Annotated in this window: 14 protein-coding genes and 1 pseudogene; 3 read left to right on the forward strand and 12 right to left on the reverse strand. The window is 72.8% G+C overall.

The features are described from left to right. Positions 1-2: 2 nt before the first annotated feature. The 5 genes from thpD to ACIQM0_RS09040 all read right to left on the reverse strand — a co-directional run bounded on the left by thpD (position 3) and on the right by ACIQM0_RS09040 (position 4,670). Positions 3-896 carry an ectoine hydroxylase gene (thpD, locus tag ACIQM0_RS09020; RefSeq protein WP_401284896.1) on the reverse strand — a complete coding sequence of 298 codons (894 nt, stop codon included), beginning with the start codon at positions 894-896 and terminating at the stop codon, positions 3-5. A 6-nt stretch (positions 897-902) separates the two neighbouring features. After that, positions 903-1,301: an ectoine synthase gene (locus ACIQM0_RS09025; RefSeq protein ID WP_362961705.1), complete on the reverse strand. Its 399-nt coding sequence runs from the start codon at positions 1,299-1,301 to the stop codon at positions 903-905. A gap of 65 nt (positions 1,302-1,366) precedes the next feature. Then, a complete protein-coding gene (gene ectB, locus ACIQM0_RS09030) occupies positions 1,367-2,629 on the reverse strand; it encodes a diaminobutyrate--2-oxoglutarate transaminase (RefSeq protein ID WP_401284899.1) in 1,263 nt (420 codons plus the stop codon). Between the two features lie 85 nt (positions 2,630-2,714). Beyond that, positions 2,715-3,179, reverse strand: coding sequence for a diaminobutyrate acetyltransferase (gene ectA, locus ACIQM0_RS09035; RefSeq protein WP_363028386.1), 465 nt, complete (start codon positions 3,177-3,179; stop codon positions 2,715-2,717). A gap of 384 nt (positions 3,180-3,563) precedes the next feature. Continuing rightward, positions 3,564-4,670, reverse strand: coding sequence for a pyridoxal-phosphate-dependent aminotransferase family protein (locus ACIQM0_RS09040; RefSeq protein ID WP_401284903.1), 1,107 nt, complete (start codon positions 4,668-4,670; stop codon positions 3,564-3,566). A 115-nt stretch (positions 4,671-4,785) separates the two neighbouring features. On the opposite strand from ACIQM0_RS09040, the gene ACIQM0_RS09045 reads away from it, so the two are divergent. Then, positions 4,786-5,886: an amidohydrolase family protein gene (locus tag ACIQM0_RS09045; RefSeq protein ID WP_401284905.1), complete on the forward strand. Its 1,101-nt coding sequence runs from the start codon at positions 4,786-4,788 to the stop codon at positions 5,884-5,886. Between the two features lie 343 nt (positions 5,887-6,229). Then, on the forward strand, positions 6,230-7,270 hold the full coding sequence (locus tag ACIQM0_RS09050; protein ID WP_401284908.1) for an SCO1860 family LAETG-anchored protein: 1,041 nt from the start codon (positions 6,230-6,232) through the stop codon (positions 7,268-7,270). 132 nt (positions 7,271-7,402) lie between these two features. Here the strand turns inward: ACIQM0_RS09050 and cobC are convergent, their stop codons facing one another. Together cobC and ACIQM0_RS09060 are read right to left on the reverse strand one after the other, a co-directional pair. After that, the gene (cobC, locus tag ACIQM0_RS09055; protein WP_401284911.1) at positions 7,403-8,497 is read right to left on the reverse strand and encodes an Rv2231c family pyridoxal phosphate-dependent protein CobC; all 1,095 of its coding nucleotides are present in this window, start codon (positions 8,495-8,497) and stop codon (positions 7,403-7,405) included. A 230-nt stretch (positions 8,498-8,727) separates the two neighbouring features. Beyond that, positions 8,728-9,135: pseudogene (locus tag ACIQM0_RS09060) on the reverse strand (cobalamin biosynthesis protein); the annotation flags it as partial. Between the two features lie 147 nt (positions 9,136-9,282). Between ACIQM0_RS09060 and ACIQM0_RS09065 the strand changes: the two are divergent. Then, entirely contained in the window at positions 9,283-10,005 is a 723-nt protein-coding gene (locus ACIQM0_RS09065) for a ZIP family metal transporter (RefSeq protein ID WP_401284914.1), read from the forward strand. A gap of 38 nt (positions 10,006-10,043) precedes the next feature. On the opposite strand, the gene ACIQM0_RS09070 is transcribed toward ACIQM0_RS09065, so the two are convergent. Genes ACIQM0_RS09070 through ACIQM0_RS09090 form a run of 5 tightly spaced genes read right to left on the reverse strand, consistent with a single transcriptional unit; the run spans position 10,044 to position 16,657 of the window. After that, on the reverse strand, positions 10,044-11,411 hold the full coding sequence (locus ACIQM0_RS09070; RefSeq protein ID WP_401284916.1) for a cobyrinate a,c-diamide synthase: 1,368 nt from the start codon (positions 11,409-11,411) through the stop codon (positions 10,044-10,046). Next, complete coding sequence (gene cobO / locus ACIQM0_RS09075; protein WP_401284919.1) at positions 11,405-12,004, reverse strand: cob(I)yrinic acid a,c-diamide adenosyltransferase; 600 nt, start codon at positions 12,002-12,004, stop codon at positions 11,405-11,407. Before cobO ends, ACIQM0_RS09070 begins: the two co-directional genes overlap by 7 nt. Beyond that, a complete protein-coding gene (locus tag ACIQM0_RS09080; RefSeq protein ID WP_401284921.1) occupies positions 12,004-14,040 on the reverse strand; it encodes a putative cobaltochelatase in 2,037 nt (678 codons plus the stop codon). Before ACIQM0_RS09080 ends, cobO begins: the two co-directional genes overlap by 1 nt. Then, a complete protein-coding gene (locus tag ACIQM0_RS09085) occupies positions 14,037-15,647 on the reverse strand; it encodes a cobyric acid synthase (protein WP_401284924.1) in 1,611 nt (536 codons plus the stop codon). Before ACIQM0_RS09085 ends, ACIQM0_RS09080 begins: the two co-directional genes overlap by 4 nt. Then, positions 15,644-16,657 carry a cobalamin biosynthesis protein gene (locus ACIQM0_RS09090; protein WP_401284927.1) on the reverse strand — a complete coding sequence of 338 codons (1,014 nt, stop codon included), beginning with the start codon at positions 16,655-16,657 and terminating at the stop codon, positions 15,644-15,646. The genes ACIQM0_RS09085 and ACIQM0_RS09090 overlap by 4 nt, the downstream gene beginning before the upstream one ends. Positions 16,658-16,779: the final 122 nt, after the last annotated feature.

Raw genomic sequence — 16,779 nt, forward strand, 5'->3', positions numbered from 1 at the left:
GCCTACTTCACCGGCGTGAAGTCCCGAGCCCCGATGAACTCCGGGCGGCGGATCGGAGCCGCGAAGGGCTCCTCGGCCTTGTTCTCCACGCTGTTGAACACGATGAAGACATTGCTGCGCGGATACGGGGTGATGTTGTCCCCGGAGCCGTGCATGCAGTTGCAGTCGAACCAGGTCGCCGAACCCGCCCGGCCCGTGAAGAGCTTGATGCCGTGCCGGTCGGCCATCTTCGTCAGCGCCTCGTCGGACGGGGTGCCCGCGTCCTGCATCTGGAGCGACTTCTTGTAGTTGTCCTTCGGTGTCTCGCCCGCACACCCGAGGAACGACTTGTGCGAGCCGGGCATGATCATCAGCCCGCCGTTGGTGTCGTAGTTCTCGGTCAGCGCGATCGAGACGGACACCGCCCGCATGTTCGGCAGACCGTCCTCTGCGTGCCAGGTCTCGAAGTCCGAGTGCCAGTAGAACCCGGAGGCACCGAAGCCCGGCTTGACGTTGATCCGGGACTGGTGGACGTACACGTCCGAACCCAGGAGCTGGCGGGCCCGGCCCACCACGCGCTCGTCGCTGACCAGCCGGGCGAACACCTCGCTGAGCCGGTGGACCTCGAAGACCGACCGTACGCTCTGCGACTTCGGCTCGATGACCGAGCGCTCGTCGGCGCGGACCGCCGGATCGGCGATCAGCCGCTCCAGCTCGGCGTGGTAGCCGGCCACTTCGTCCGGCGCGATCAGCTGGTCGACGGTGAGGAAACCGTCGCGCTCGAACCCCTGGAGGTCCTTCGCGGCGACCGGACCCGGTGCGCCGGGCGCGGACCAGATGACCGGGTCCTGGCGGGGAGTGGTCATCTCGGCGGCGCCGCGCGATGGGTACAGGTCGGCGCGTACATCAGCGGTCATGATGGTTCAGCCCTCCTCGGTCAGCAGCGGGTAGACACCGTTCTCGTCGTGGTCCTCCCGTCCGGTGACGGGGGGGTTGAAGACGCACACGCAACGGAAGTCCGTCTTGGGGCGCAGGGTGTGGTGCTCGTGCCCGTTCAACAGGTACATCGTGCCGGGGGCGATCCAGTGCTTCTCACCGGTGTCGTCGTTGGTGAGCTCTGCCTCGCCCTCCGTGCAGAGCACGGCCTCGATGTGGTTGGCGTACCACATCGACGTCTCCGTGCCCGCGTACAGCACGGTCTCGTGGAGCGAGAAGCCCACCTTCTCCTTGGCGAGCACGATGCGCTTGCTCTCCCAGGTGCCGGAGGCGGACTTCACATGCCGGTCGGTGTTCTCGACGTCACTGAACGATCGGACAATCACGGTGGGTCGGTGCCTTTCTCTCTGCAGCGGTGTATCTCGTCGGGCCCGCCCGGGGCGGCCCCGGGTCAGGCGGTCTCGCGGACGCAGCGGGCCAGCGTGCGCAGGCCCTCGTCCAGCTCCTCGGGGGTGATGGTCAGCGGCGGCAGCAGCTTGACGACCTCGCTCTTCGGACCGGAGGTCTCCAGCAGCAACCCCAGCTCGAACGCGCGGGCGCAGATGGCGGACGCGCGCTTCGGGTCGTTGAACTCCATGCCCCACACCAGTCCGCGGCCGCGGAACTGCGCGCTGTCGTGCTCGCCGCAGATCGCCAGGAGCGCCTGCTCGACCTGCTCGCCGCGGGCCAGCGTCTGCTTCTCCATCTGGCCGTCCGCCCAGTAGGCGTCGAGCGCGGCGGCGGCGGTGACGAACGCCGGGTTGTTGCCGCGGAAGGTGCCGTTGTGCTCGCCCGGCTCCCAGATGTCCAGCTCGGGCTTGAACAGGCAGAGCGACATGGGCATGCCGTAGCCGCTGATGGACTTCGACAGCGTCACGATGTCCGGCGTGATGCCGGCCTCCTCGAAGGAGAAGAAGCCGCCGGTCCGGCCGCAGCCCATCTGGATGTCGTCGACGATGAGCAGCATGTCCTGGCGGTGGCACAGCTCCTGGAGCGCACGGAGCCACTCGGCGCGGGCGACGTTGATGCCGCCCTCGCCCTGGACCGTCTCCACGATCACGGCGGCGGGCTTGTTGAGCCCGGAGCCCTGGTCGTCCAGCAGCCGCTCGAACCAGAGGAAGTCCGGAACGGTGCCGTCGAAGTAGTTGTCGAACGGCATCGGCGTGCCGTGCACCAGCGGGATACCGGCGCCGGCCCGCTTGAAGGCGTTGCCGGTGACGGCCAGCGAGCCGAGCGACATGCCGTGGAAGGCGTTGGTGAACGAGACCACGGACTCGCGGCCCTTCACCTTGCGGGCCAGCTTCAGCGCCGACTCGACGGCGTTGGTGCCCGTCGGGCCGGGGAACATCACCTTGTACGGCAGGTCGCGCGGCCGCAGGATGACGTTCTGGAAGGTCTCCAGGAAGGCCCGCTTGGCGGTGGTCGCCATGTCGAGGCCGTGCGTGATGCCGTCGCGCTCGATGTAGTCGATCAGCGCGCGTTTCAGCACCGGGTTGTTGTGGCCGTAGTTGAGCGAGCCGGCTCCGGCGAAGAAGTCGAGGTACGAGTGGCCGTCCTCGTCCGTCAGCCGGGCGCCCTGCGCGCGGTCGAACACGGCGGGCCAGCCGCGGCAGTAGCTACGTACCTCGGACTCCAGGGTCTCGAAGACACTGAGGGCGGGCGGGGTGATGGTCACAGCGGGTCTCCTGCGTGAGGGGGGTGTGACGGGCGGCGGTGAAGGGATCGCGACGGGTACGGCGCCCGTCGGCGAAAGTGCGCGCTCAGGCGTGGAACGGGCCTATGCGGTAGAGCACTTCCGGCAGATGAGTGCCCTCCGGGAACAGGCCGCCGTCGAAGAGCACCTCTTGTTCCAGTGCCACGTCGTGGCGCTGGGCGTAGGAGGTGAACAGGCGGTCCGATGCGGTGTTGTCCGGCGTGATGGTCGTCTCGACCGAGGCGAGGCCCTGGTCCGCGGCGACCCGTGCGGTCAGCTCGTCCAGCAGCTTCGCCGCCAGGCCGGTGCCGCGGTGGCCGTGGTCGACGGCCACCTGCCAGACGACGAGCGTCTCGGGGCGGTCTGGCCTGATGTACCCCGTCACGAAGGCGACCGGGCTGCCGGTCTCGTCGCGAGCGACCACGGAGGTCGCCGCGAAGTCACGACACCACAGCAGGTAACTGTACGAGGAGTTGAGGTCCAGAACCTTGGAGTCGCGGGCAATGCGCCAGATCGCGGCTCCGTCCTCCACTCGTGGGGTGTCGATAGTGATGAATTCGCTTCGGGCACGTGCAAAATCTGCTGGTGCGGCGGTCATGGGAATTGAATTTACCCAGCAAGTTTCGAAATTGCATCGAGGAAAGGGGTTGGGTGAAGAGCCTTGTTGTGCTATCACGCGGGTGCGCGCCCCAGCGCGAATCGCCTCCTCTTCCTCCCGATTTGACCGGCATTTATCCGGCAAAACGCCCTTGGTGTGGAGTCGGTCACAAGGTGGTAACTCTCGTGAGACATCACTGAATTGAGTGAGAAGGACCTGTGAAAACTGGGGTGTTTAGCCTTCGAAGGAGCGGGAAGAAGAATGTGGGGAGCTGCTCTCGATGAGGCAGCTCCCCACATTCTTGGATTGCGTCGGGATTTATTCGCTGGGCCAGGTTTCCGAAACCGTCTTGCGGGCAGCTTCGAAATTGACCTGCCGGCCCGCATCGGCCAGCGCCGCCCCCAGAGCCGCGAGCGAGGAGAGCACCGCGCCCCGCGTCGCATCCACCCCGTAGTGATTGACCCGGATCATCTCCCCGGACAGCGCCCCTCCGCCCGCGATCAGCGGCAGCGACGGGTCCGCGGCGAGCGCCCGTGCGACCAGACCCGCGGCGTCCACCCCCTCCGGGGTGCGCAGTGTGGTCGCCACCGGCGCCGCGTCCTTCGCCTCGCGCACGTACGGGGCCAGACCGCCGCCCAGCGCGAGCGCCCCGGCCCGGGTGGCCGCGGCCGCCGCGGAGTGACGGGCCATGAGGGCGTCCGGGCCCTCCGCCTCGATCCGCTCCACACAGGCCTCCAGCGCCAGCATCTCCAGCTGGGCCGGCGCGTGCGGCAGCGCCTTGCGGCCGCCGTCGATCCAGCGCTCCTTCCAGTCCAGCAGCGAGAGGTAGGAGCGGCGCGGGGCCTGCGGGTTGGCGGCGAGCCGCTCCCAGGCGCGGGCACTCACCGACACCGCGGACACCCCGGCCGGACCACCCATCGCCTTCTGCGCGCCGATCACGCACAGGTCGACGCCCCACGCGTCGGGCAGCAGCGGCTCCGCGCCCACGGAGGCGACGGCGTCCAGCATGAACAGCGCCCCGTGCGCGCGCACGACCTCGCCGATCTCCGCGACCGGGTTGGTGTTGCCGGTCGCCGCCTCCGCGTGGACCAGCGAGACGAAGTCGATCTCCGGGTGCGCGGCCAGCGCCTTGGCGACCTGGTCGGCGGTGACGGCCGTGTGGAAGGGCACCGCCAGGTCGATGACCTCGGCGCCGCAGTCCCGCAGCCAGTTGCCGAAGGTCTGCCCGTACGGACCCGTCACCACGTTCAGCGCGGTCGAACCGGGCCGGGCGCCGCCCCGGATGCAGCCTTCGAGGGGGAGCAGGGCCTCGCCCTGCATGATGACGACATCCTGCTCGGTGGCGAGGAGACCGGCCACCCGCCGCTCGACGGCCGCGAAATGCGCGGGGGTGAGCGGGGTGAGGTCGAGGAAGGGGTGCGTCACGGTGGTGCTCTCTTCGGGGTCGGATCGGTGTGCGGCCGGCCTGCGGACCGGGCCCGCACCGAGGGTACCCAGCACCTCGCGAACGGCCTTGCGGGTCCCTCGTACAGTGCTGTGCATGAGTGATCACGAGGCGCCGAGGGTGCTGCATGTGAAGGGGCGGGTGCTCGTCGGCCCCGACGAGGTCAGGGACGAGCTCTGGGCGGTCGACGGACGCGTCTCGTACGAGCGGCCCGCCGGTGCGGACGGGGCGGCGGTCCTCAGCGGATGGGCGCTGCCGGGTCTGGTCGACGCCCACTGCCACGTCGGGCTCGACCACCACGGGGCCGTCGACGCGGCGACCACGGAGAAGCAGGCCGTCGACGACCGGGAGGCCGGTGCGCTGCTCCTGCGGGACGCGGGTTCGCCCGCCGACACCCGGTGGATCGACGGCCGCGAGGACCTGCCGAAGATCATCAGGGCCGGCCGCCACATCGCCAGGACCCGGCGGTACACCAGGAACTACGCGTACGAGATCGAGCCGGACGAGCTGGTGGCGTACGTGGCGCAGGAAGCGCGCCGCGGCGACGGCTGGGTGAAGCTGGTCGGCGACTGGATCGACCGGGAGGTGGGCGACCTGACGGCGTGCTGGCCGCGCGAGGCGGTTGGGGCGGCCATCGCGGAGGCGCACCGGCTGGGCGCCCGGGTCACCGCGCACTGCTTCGCGGAGGACTCGCTGCGCGATCTCGTCGAGGCCGGGATCGACTGCGTCGAGCACGCGACGGGGCTGACCGAGGAGACGATCCCGCTCTTCGCGGAGCGCGGGGTCGCGATCGTCCCGACACTGGTCAATATCGCCACCTTCCCCTCGCTGGCGCAGGGCGGCGACGCCAAGTACCCGCGGTGGTCCGCCCATATGCGCCGGCTGCACGAGCGCCGCTACGACACGGTGGGCGCCGCCCATGACGCCGGTGTCCCCGTCTTCGTCGGCACCGACGCGGGCGGTGTGCTCGCCCACGGGCTGGTGGCCGACGAGGTCGCCGAGCTGGTGAAGGCGGGCATCCCGGCCCTGACCGCGCTGTCCGCCGCGACCTGGGGTGCCCGCGCGTGGCTCGGCAGGCCGGGACTGGAGGAGGGCGCTCCGGCCGACCTGGTGGTGTACGACGAGGACCCGCGGGCGGACGTGCGCGTGCTGGCCGCGCCCCGCAGGGTCGTGCTGAACGGGCGCGTGATCGGCTGACGGGCGGGCCCCGGGCTCGGACCGGCCCGGGTGTGCACCGTGTTGACCGGCAGTTACCGGGGGTCGGTCCGCTCGTTGAACATATCCGCGTGCGCGCCGGGCGGTCGCCTTCGAGCCGCCCACGCTCAGTGAAACGGGTGAAACGGGTGAACCCGAGGAACGCACGTGCCGAGATATTCGAATACAGACACGAAAAACCCCCTTTGGGGTGAACTCACCTCAGGTATCCGCCAGTTCACCCTCTGTGCGTAAAGATTCACGGAGTCGAGGCCACCGGTGCCCGCGATGTCCCCCATTGGACGGCGCCGGTGGCTCCAAAGTCTCTTGTGGGGGTTCCACCATCTTGAACAGCAACACCTTCCGCCTCGCCGCCCTGGCGATCGCCGCCGCTCCCGTCGCACTGCTGGTCGCCGTCCCCGCGCAGGCCGCCACCGCGACCACCGCCACGACCACCGGCGGCGGGAAGGCGAGCGCGGTAGTGCTCCGTACCGCACTCGACGTCTCGCTCCTGAACAAGTCGATCGAAGTGCCGCTCGCGGCCACGCTCAACGAGGTGCACGCCCCGGCCACCGCGAAGGAGACCGCGCTCAGCGTGCGGCTCGACGGTGTGGACGAAGGACAGCCGGTCCACGTGCTGCGTGCCGATGTCGCGACGGCGAACGCGACCGTCGACAAGCACCGTGCCGAGGGCTACACCAACATCGTGAAGGCCCGGCTCCACCTGCCCGGTCTGCCGCTGCTCCCACTGATCGAGGTCGAGCAGGTCACGTCCAAGGCGGTCTGCGAGGTGGGCCACAAGCCGGTCGCCGAGTCGGACGTGCTGGGGTACGTGAAGGTCCTCGGCCAGCGCGTCACCCTCACCGCCTCAGGCACCACCCAGGTCAAGGTGCCGGGTGTCGGCGAGGTGACGCTCGACCTGTCGAAGACGCACACCACCTCACGCACCGCGGCGGCCTCGGCACTTCAGCTGAAGGTCTCGGTGAACCCGCTCAAGCTGAACGTCGCCGACGTACAGGGCGAGGTCACCCTCGCCGAGGCCACCTGCGAGACGCCGAAGGCGCCCGCGCCGGGCGGCTCCACCGGCGGCTCGTCGGACGGCGGTTCCACGGACGGCGGCTCCAGCGACGGCGGTTCGACCGACGGCGGCGGCACCAGCGGCACCAGCGGTTCCGGCAGCTCCGGCAACGGGGGTTCCACAGCCGGCGGCTCCGGCGGCGATGTGAAGACGCAGACCGGCACCGGCAACGCACCCGCGGCCTCCGGCGCCGATCTCGCAGAGACGGGCTCCAGCTCCAGCACGCCTTACATCGCGGGCGGTGCGGCGCTGCTGCTGGCCGTCGGCGCCGGCGCGATGGTCGTGACCCGGCGTCGTGCGCGGGGCTGACGCGCGGGAGACCGTGTCAGGGCCCGAGGGGGCGGCCGGGGGGCCGTAGGGGGAACAGGGGGCGGGGAGCGGTGCTCCATGAGTGGAGCATCGCTCCCCGCCCCCGACGCGACACCGGACCGGGCGGGGCCGTCACCGGCTGACGGCGGTCAGCGCCTGGAGCGCCTGGTCGAGCACCTGGAGGAAGCGATTGGTCGTCGTACGGTCGCGCACGGCCAGCCGCAGCCAGTCGGTGCCGAGCCCCGGGAACGTATCGCCGCGCCGGGCCGCGAAGCCGAGCATCCGCATCCGCTCCCGTATCTCGGCCGCCCGCTCCAGCCGGACCAGGACGAACGAGCCCTCGGCCGGCTCCACCACGTGGATCTCGGTGAACTCGCGGAGCCCCGCGACCAGATGGCACCGGTCCACCGCGATGCGGTCCGCCGCGGCCGCCGCCTCGGCCAGCGCCCTCGGCTCCATGCACGCCTCCGCGGCCGTCAGCGCCGGTGACGACACCGGCCACAGCGGCTGCGCCTCCGCCAGCCTGCGCACGGTCTCCGGCGCGGCCGTGACGTAACCGATCCGCAGTCCGGCGAGCCCCCAGGTCTTGGTGAGGCTGCGCAGGACGACGAGCCCGGGGACGTCGGTGCGGCCGCACAGCGCCTCCCGCTCACCGGGCACCGCGTCCATGAACGCCTCGTCGACCACCAGGGTCCGCCCGGGGCGAGCCAGTTGCTCCAGCACGGCCGCGGGGTGCAGCACGGACGTCGGGTTGGTCGGATTGCCGACCACCACCAGATCCGCGTCGGCCGGAACGGCGGCCGGATCCAGCCGGAAGCCGTCCTCGGCCCGCAACAGCACCCGTCCCACCTCGTGCCCGGCCGCGCGCAGGGCGGCCTCGGGCTCGGTGAACTGGGGATGGACCACCACCGGCCGCCGGGCCGGCAGCGCGCGTGCGATCAGCACGAACGCCTCCGCCGCACCCGCGGTCAGCAGGACCCGCTCGGGCGGCAGCCCGTGGCGCGCGGCGACCGCCGCGAGCGCCGGGCGTCCGTCCGGGTAGGCGGAGAGCGCGCCCAGCGACGCGGCTATCCGCTCCTTCAGCCAGGCCGGTGGGGTACCGGCCCGTACGTTGACGGCGAGATCGGTCAGATCCCGGCCCCGTCCCCGTACCTCCGCGTCACCGTGATGCCGCAGATCGTGCGCGCCCGCGCCGGTTGCGTCGGGGCTCTCAATGGGAGTGTGCATGACCGCCATGGTGGGGGGTGGTGGTGATGGCCGTCGGCGTCAGGGTGGAAGCGCGGCTGGTGCGGCGGTCCCACCTTGTCCTCGAGGCCCGGCAGTGAGATCGGTACACGCGGGAGTCGCCGTTCATCCGCGGATCGCTCCTGACGGCCTCCCGGTGGCGCCGCCGGTGCAGAGGAAGTACGGCAGAACGACTATGCGCCCCGCACCCGGCTTCACGCAACGGTCCAGGCCCTGCCGTGCACCGGGCGCGGCAGGCGGGCCACCGCGCAGGTGACCATCGCCGCGCGCCCTTTGGGCTGCGACTTCCGTTTCGGCACCAGGAGTTCGCCGCCGGCGGCGAGCGCCGCGGCCTCCGCCACCGAGGGCGTGCCGACGGCGGCGAACGGCGCTCCGGACGGATGCGGCACCTCGACGCGGGCCAGCTCCTGGGCCGTATACGTGCGCAGCGGCACACCGAGCCGTGCGGCGGCGGCCACGATCCCCGGCTCCTCGGCCCTGGCGTCGACGGTCACCAACTCCGCGACGCCCGACGGCGAGAGCCCGGCCCCGGCCAGGGTGTCCCTGATCAGCCCGGACACCTCGTCCGCGGGCGCGCCCCTGGACGCGCCGACCCCGACGGCGAGCGAGGCGCCCTCCATCGGGCCCCCCACCGCGTCCGTCGCCAGCGTCACGGCCGCGGCGACTGTTTCGGTCATGGAGCGATCCTTTCTGGACGGGTGAGGGCGGGGCCTGACGGAGGGCGCCCTGAGATGCGGGCACCGGGGTCCATCGGCTAGCAAGAGCCCATGGCGGTGTTCGTCGCGCTCGGCGCGTTCCTGATGACCCTGGCCGGCGGCTGGGTCGCCCAGCGCGTCACCGACCGCCGCCACCTCGTGCTCGGCTTCGCCGGCGGACTGATGCTCGGCGTGGTCGGCCTGGACCTGCTGCCGGAGGCGATCGAGGCCGCCGGCGGCCTCGTCTTCGGCGTACCGGCGGCCCTGCTGCTGTTCGTCGGCGGCTTCCTGGCCGCCCACCTGGTGGAGCGGCTGCTCGCGGTACGCCAGGCCGCACACGGCGCGGGCGAGGAACGGGTGCCCCAGGTCGGGCTGACGGCGGCGGCGGCGATGGTCGGCCACAGCCTGATGGACGGCGTGGCGCTCGGCGCCGCCTTCCAGGTCGGCGGCGGCATGGGCGCGGCCGTCGCCCTCGCCGTCATCACCCACGACTTCGCGGACGGCTTCAACACGTACACGATCACCAGCCTGTACGGGAACGCCCGCCGCAAGGCCCTCACGATGCTCTACGCGGACGCGGCGGCGCCCGTCGTCGGCGCGGCGACGACGCTTCTGTTCACCCTTCCGGCGGAACTCCTCGGCTGCTATCTCGGCTTCTTCGGCGGAGCGCTGCTCTACCTCGCCGCCGCCGAGATCCTGCCCGAGGCGCACCACGACCACCCCGCCCGCTCCACGCTGCTCTGCACGGTCGCCGGAGTGGGCTTCATCTGGCTGGTCGTGGGCATCGCGGACTGACCTGCCCGCCGCTTCCCGCCCCGTGCGGTGCCCGGGGCTCATTCCGCGCACCGCTCGACGAACCGGCGGGCCGTACCGGGCGCGGAGGCCCAGTGCGTGTGCAGATAACTCGCGTGCACGCCCCGCCGCACGAACCCCTCCACGCGCCGCTCCGGCCGGTGCATGCCCCAGGCCGGCTCGTCCCCGGCGCCCGGCTCCAGCACGGTGCGGTGGAACTCGTGCCCGCGCATCCGCGTACCGGCCGCCGCGAGCACGTTGTCGGAGAGCGCCACGGCGTCCCGGTAACCGAGCGTCAGCCGCTGGGACATCCGGCCCTCGGCGTTCAGCACCCCGCACATGGGCAGCCCGTCGAGCGACCGCGCCAGATACAGCAGCCCCGCACACTCTGCGGCCACCGGTGCCCCGGACGCCGCGAGCTCCGCGACGGCCCCGCGCAACGGCTCGTTGGCGGACAGATCCGGCCCGTACACCTCGGGGAACCCGCCCCCGATGACCAGCCCCCGGGTCCCCTCGGGCAGCGCCTCGTCCCGCAACGGGTCGAACGGCACCACCTCGGCCCCGGCGGCGGTGAGCAGCTCACTGTGCTCGGCGTAGGAGAAGGTGAAGGCGGCCCCGGACGCGACAGCGACCCGTACCCCTCCCGCCCCCGGAACAGGCCCGCCGCGGGCGGCCACGGCCCCCGCCGCGTCCCACACCTCACTCGCCACGGACGGCGCGGACCGGGCCAGCGCCAGCAGCGCGTCCAGATCGCACCCCGCCAGCACCTGCTCCCGCATCGCCGCGACGGCGGCCACCGCGTCGCCCCGCCGCTCGGCCACCGGCACCAGCCCCAGGTGCCGCGACGGCACCGCCACCTGCTCGGCCCGCCGCAGCACCCCCATGACCGGCACCCCGGACTCGTCCAGGGCCTCGCGCAGCAACTCCTCGTGACGGTCGGAGCCGACCTTGTTCAGGATCACCCCGCCGATCCGCACCCGCGGGTCCCACGAGGCGAATCCGTGCACCAGCGCCGCCACCGACCGCGACTGCGACGACGCGTCCACGACCAGCACCACCGGCGCCCGCAGCAGCTTCGCGACGTGCGCGGTGGACGCGAGCTCGCCGAGCCCGGAGGCCCCGTCGTACAGCCCCATCACCCCTTCCACGACCGCCAGGTCACAGCCCCGCGCACCGTGCGCGAACAGCGGGGCGACCAGCTCCGGCCCGCACATGTACGCGTCGAGGTTGCGCCCCGGCCGCCCCGTCGCGAGGGTGTGGTAGCCCGGGTCGATGTAGTCGGGCCCGACCTTGTGCCCGGACACGGCGAGCCCCCGCCCGGCGAAGGCGGCCAGCAGACCCGTCGCGACGGTGGTCTTGCCGCTGCCGGACGACGGCGCGGCGATGACCAGGCGGGGAACCGTCACCACTCGATGCCCCTCTGGCCCTTCTGTCCGGCGTCCATCGGGTGCTTGACCTTTGACATGTCGGTCACCAGATCCGCCGCGTCCAGCAGCGCGGCGGGCGCGTTGCGCCCGGTGATCACCACGTGCTGCGAACCGGGCCGGTCGCGCAGCACCTCGACGACCTCGTCGGTGTCGACCCACCCCCAGTGCATCGGGTAGGCGAACTCGTCGAGCACGTACAGCCGGTGCGTCTCGGCGGCGAGATCACGCTTGACCTGCTCCCAGCCCTCGCGGGCCGCGGCCTCGTTGTCCAGCTGCTGGTCGCGCTGGACCCAGGACCAGCCCTCGCCCATCTTGTGCCAGACGACGGGCCCGCCCTCGTCGCTCGCGCCGAGGACCTTCAGCGCGTTCTCCTCGCCGACCTTCCACTTCGCCGACTTCACGAACTGGAAGACCCCGACCGGCCACCCCTGATTCCAGGCGCGCAGCGCCAGCCCGAAGGCCGCCGTCGACTTGCCCTTGCCGATACCGGTGTGCACCATCAGCAGCGGCCGGTTGCGGCGCTGCCGGGTGGTGAGTCCGTCGTCCGGCACACTGACCGGCTGTCCCTGCGGCATCAAGCAGCCCTCCTGCTGTTGTCCCGAACATCCTTGACCAGCCCGGCGATCGAGTCCGCCCGCAGCTCGTCGAGCGTGACGGCGGTGCCGCCCAGCTCGTCCGCGAGACTCACCGCGAGACCGAGCCGCACCGGACCCGACTCGCAGTCCACGACCACGGACGCCGTGCCCTCGATCTCGTGCAGCCGGGCGGCCCGCCAGGCCAGTGCCACCGGCTCCGGCCCCCCGGTGGCCCGCCCGTCGGTCACCACGACCAGCAGCGGCCGCCGCGACGGATCGCGCAGCCGCTCCACCCGCAGCACGTCATGGGCCTTCAGCAGCCCGGCGGCCAGCGGGGTGCGCCCACCGGTCGGCAGTGTCTCCAGCCGCGCGGCCGCCGCGTCCACCGACGAGGTGGGCGGCAGCACCACGGCCGCCTCCTTGCCCCGGAAGGTGATCAGACCGACCTTGTCCCGCCGCTGATAGGCATCCATCAGCAGGGAGAGGACCGCGCCCTTCACGGCGGCCATCCGCTGCCGGGCCGCCATCGACCCCGACGCGTCCACGACGAACAGCACGAGGTTCCCCTCGCGCCCCTCCCGCGTCGCCTGCCGCAGATCGTCCCGGCGCACCACCAGACCCGGCCCGGACCGGCCCCGCGCCCGCTGGTGCGGGGCGGCGGCCTGCACGGTGGCGGCCAGGTGCAGCTTGGTGAGCGCGCCCTTCGGACGCCGCGCACCGGTGGTACGCCCGTGCTCGGTACGCGCCCGGGAGCGCCGCCCCGCCGCGCCCTCGCCCAGGCCGGGCACGCTCAGCATCTTCGTCCGGAACGGCTCACCGGCCCGCACGGGCTGCTGCTCACCGCCCCCGCCCGGCCGGGGCTGCCCCGGTTCCTGCTCCCCGCCTTGCTCCCCGCCCTGCTCGGGCACGGATGGCGTGGGCGTGTCGTCGGCGCCGCCCTCGGGCCGCGGCGGCGTGTCGGGACCGTCGCCCCGCGGCGGCGGGCCGCCGCCACCGGGGCCGTCCGGGTCCGGATCGTCGTCCTCGCCGCTGTTCTGCTCCAGCGTGTCGTCGAGCTTGTCCTCATCGAGCCCCGGCGCGTCGAACGGATTGCGCCGGCGCCTGTGGGGGAGCGCGAGCAGGGCGGCCTGCCGGACGTCCTCGGCCAGCACATCGGTACGCCCCGCCCACGCGGCCAGCGCCGTGGCGGTCCGCGCCATCACGATGTCGGCCCGCATCCCGTCCACCTCGAAGGCCGCGCAGGTGGCCGCGATCTGCCGCAACGCCTTGTCACCGAGGCTCACTTCGGGCAGCAGTGCCCGCGCGTCGGCGATCCGGGCCCGCAACGCGCCCTCCTCTTCCGCCCACCGGGCGGCGAAGGCGGCCGGATCGTCGTCGTACGCGAGGCGCCGGCGCACCACCTCGACCCGCAGATCGGTCTCACGGGACGCGGCGACCTCGACGGTCAGCCCGAACCGGTCGAGCAACTGCGGCCGCAGCTCGCCCTCTTCGGGATTCATCGTCCCGACGAGCAGGAAGCGCGCGGCATGGCGTACGGAGACGCCCTCGCGCTCCACGTACGAGGCGCCCATGGCGGCCGCGTCCAGCAGCAGGTCCACCAGATGGTCGTGGAGGAGGTTGACCTCGTCCACGTACAGGATTCCGCGATGGGCGTCCGCGAGGAGCCCCGGCTCGAAGGCCTTCACGCCCTCGGCGAGCGCCCGTTCGATGTCGAGCGCCCCGACGAGCCGGTCCTCGGAGGCGCCGACGGGCAGCTCGACCGTCCGCGCCGCCCGCGACACGCCGGACGCGGACGCGTGGGGGCCGTCGGGACACGCCGGATCGGGTGACGCGGGGTCGCAGGAGAACCGGCACCCGGGGACGACGGAGACCTCAGGCATGAGCGCGGCCAGCGCGCGCACCGCGGTGGACTTGGCGGTGCCCTTCTCGCCACGCACCAGCACCCCGCCGACGGCCGGCGAGACGGCGTTGAGCAGCAGGCCGAGGCGGAGATCGTCCTGTCCGACGATGGCGGTGAAGGGGTACGGCGTACTCACAAGGCCTCCTTGGTGGCGGCGGGTTCCAGCGGTTCGGGCGCCGCGGGCGCTCCGGGGACGGTGCGTGCTGCGGGGACCGCGGGCGCTCCGGGCGGGATGAAGGGGAGTCCCGCCGGTGCGCCCGACTCGATGAGCCGCCACAGCGCGTCGGTGTCCGCGTGTTCTTCTATGAGGTCACCGAGGCGGTCGAGCTGCTCCTCGCGCAGCTCGGCGAAACAGGTGCCGGGGGCGGGCACGAAGCGGCGGCCGGCGGCCCGCGCGATCTCGGTCAGGAAGCGGCGGCGGAACGCGTCGCTCTCCAGGGAGCCGTGCCAGTGGGTGCCCCACACGGCGCCGGACCGGCAGCCGTCGAGGCGCTGCCCCTGTCCGTCGGTGAGGAACGGCTCGCCGCCCCGCACGTCCGCGACGCCGTGGTGGATCTCGTACCCCTCGACGGGGGCGCCGAGCGCCTCGCCGGCCGGCCGGGCGAGGGTCTTCTCGCGGGCGAACCGGACGCGTACGGGCAGCAGTCCGAGCGCGTCGACCCGTCCGGCGCGCGACTCCACCTCGTCCTCGATGTGTTCGCCGAGGATCTGGTAGCCGCCGCAGATGCCGAGGACCGGGCGGCCCTCCGCGGCGCGCCGCAGCAGCGCGTCGGCGAGCCCGCGCTCGCGCAGCCAGGCCAGCGCCTTCACGGTGCCGCGCGTGCCGGGCACGATGACGAGGTCGGCGTCGGACAGTTCCTCCGCGCGGTCCACGAACCGCACGACGACACCCGGTTCGGCGGCCAGCGCGTCGACATCGGTGAAGTTCGACATCAGGGGCACCGCGCACACCGCGACGCGCAGGACGTCCTCGCCGTGCGGCGGGGCGACGGCCGACTCCCGCACGGTGCCGCGCAGCGAGACCCGCAGCCCGTCCTCCTCGTCGATGCCGAGGCCGTGGGCGAACGGCAGCACCCCGTACGTCGGCCGTCCGGTGAGATCGCGCAGCATGTCCAGGCCGGGTTCGAGCAGCGACACGTCACCGCGGAACTTGTTGACCAGGTAGCCGGCGATCAGCGCCTGGTCCTCGGCGGCGAGCAGCGCCGTCGTACCGAAGAACGACGCGAAGACCCCGCCGCGGTCGATGTCGCCGACGACCACCACGGGGAAGCGCGCCGCCCGAGCGATGCCCATGTTCACGATGTCCGTGCGCCGCAGATTGATCTCGGCCGGACTGCCCGCCCCCTCGCAGATCACCGCGTCATACGTGCTCCGAAGCTGCTCCAGGCAGTCCACGACGGTGGACAGCAGCGCTTCCTGCCTGCCGCCGTGGTAGCCGCGGGCGCTCATCTCGCCGACCGCGCGCCCCATCAGGACGACCTGGCTGGAGCGGTCGCTGCCGGGCTTGAGCAGCACCGGGTTCATCAGCGCCGTCGGCTCCACCCGGGCCGCCTGGGCCTGCATGGCCTGGGCGCGGCCGATCTCGGCGCCCTCGCGGGTGACGAAGGAGTTCAGGGACATGTTCTGCGCCTTGAACGGCGCGACCTTCACGCCCCGGCGCACCAGCCAGCGGCAGATGCCCGCCGTGACGACGCTCTTGCCCGCGTCCGAGGTGGTCCCGGCGACCAGCAGCCCGCCGCTCATGTCGGTCTCCGTCCTGAGGTGCGCGTACCCGGGGCGTGCGGCCCCGAGCCGTGCGTCGAGGCGATCCGTCGTGCGGCCGCGGCCGCGCCCAGGCGGGCCGCCACGCTCACGCCGAGGGCCAGCGCACCGATCCGGCGCGACAGCCGTACGGCGCGTTCGATGTCCTCGGTCTCCACGGCCCGGCCCGTCTCCCCGTTGAGCACGGGGCGGTGCTCGACCCGGCCGCCGTAGGCGAGGGTGCCGCCCAGGCGGACGCCGAGGGCGCCCGCGAAGGAGGCCTCCACGGGGCCCGCGTTGGGGCTCGGGTGCTTGGCCGCATCCGCCCGCCAGGCCCGCAGCGCCCCCCGGGGCCGTCCGCCCGCGGCCACGGCGAGCAGCGCCGTCAGCCGGGCGCCCGGCCAGCCCGCGAGGTCGTCGAGGCGGGCCGAGGCCCAGCCGTAGCGCAGGTAGCGGGGCGACCTGTGGCCGACCATGGCGTCGAGGGTGTTGGCGGCCCGGAAGCCGACGAGTCCGGGGACCCCGCCCAGCGCACCCCAGACCAGGGCGCCGACCACGGCGTCCGAGGTGTTCTCGGCGACGGACTCCACCACGGCGCGGGCGATCTGCGGTCCGTCCAGGGACTGCGGGTCGCGGCCGCACAGGTGGGGCAGCCGCTCACGGGCCAGGGCGAGGTCCCCGGCGGCCAGGGCGTCCCCGATGGACCGGGCCTCGCGCCCCAGCGACGTACCGCCGACGACGGACCAGGTGGCGGCGGCGGTCAGGGCCACGGACGCGGCGGGACGGCGGCGCAGCGCGCGGGCGGCCAGCGCGGCACCCCCCGCGGCGCCTCCGGCGCAGACCAGGGTGTGCAGTGCGCCCCACCCGCGGTGGTCGCGCCACAGACGGCGTTCGACGTCTGCCGCGGCCCGCCCGAAGGCGGCGACCGGGTGTCCCCGGCGGGGATCACCGAGCAGCAGATCGCCGATCAGACCGGCCGTGGCGCCGTACGCGAAGATGCGATCGGCACGCACGGTTCAGCCGGCCGTCACGCCTCGAAGGACCTTCGTGCGGGCAACGGGTGGAAGGGGCGGCGCAGATACGGACGCACGGCGGCCGGGCATGGCGATATGTCCTCACTCAGGGTCCGCGCCCT

The sequence above is a fragment of the Streptomyces sp. NPDC091387 genome (assembly GCF_044756945.1).
Lineage (GTDB): Bacteria > Actinomycetota > Actinomycetes > Streptomycetales > Streptomycetaceae > Streptomyces.

Bases quoted from the DNA above. Each gene is read 5' to 3' on its own strand.
- ACIQM0_RS09065 (WP_401284914.1), top strand. From the start codon at position 9,283: ATGGCGGTGTTCGTCGCGCTCGGCGCGTTCCTGATGACCCTGGCCGGC.
- ACIQM0_RS09045 (WP_401284905.1), top strand. From the start codon at position 4,786: ATGAGTGATCACGAGGCGCCGAGGGTGCTGCATGTGAAGGGGCGGGTG.
- thpD (WP_401284896.1), bottom strand. From the start codon at position 896: ATGACCGCTGATGTACGCGCCGACCTGTACCCATCGCGCGGCGCCGCC.
- ACIQM0_RS09085 (WP_401284924.1), bottom strand. From the start codon at position 15,647: ATGAGCGGCGGGCTGCTGGTCGCCGGGACCACCTCGGACGCGGGCAAG.
- cobC (WP_401284911.1), bottom strand. From the start codon at position 8,497: ATGCACACTCCCATTGAGAGCCCCGACGCAACCGGCGCGGGCGCGCAC.
- cobO (WP_401284919.1), bottom strand. From the start codon at position 12,004: ATGCCGCAGGGACAGCCGGTCAGTGTGCCGGACGACGGACTCACCACC.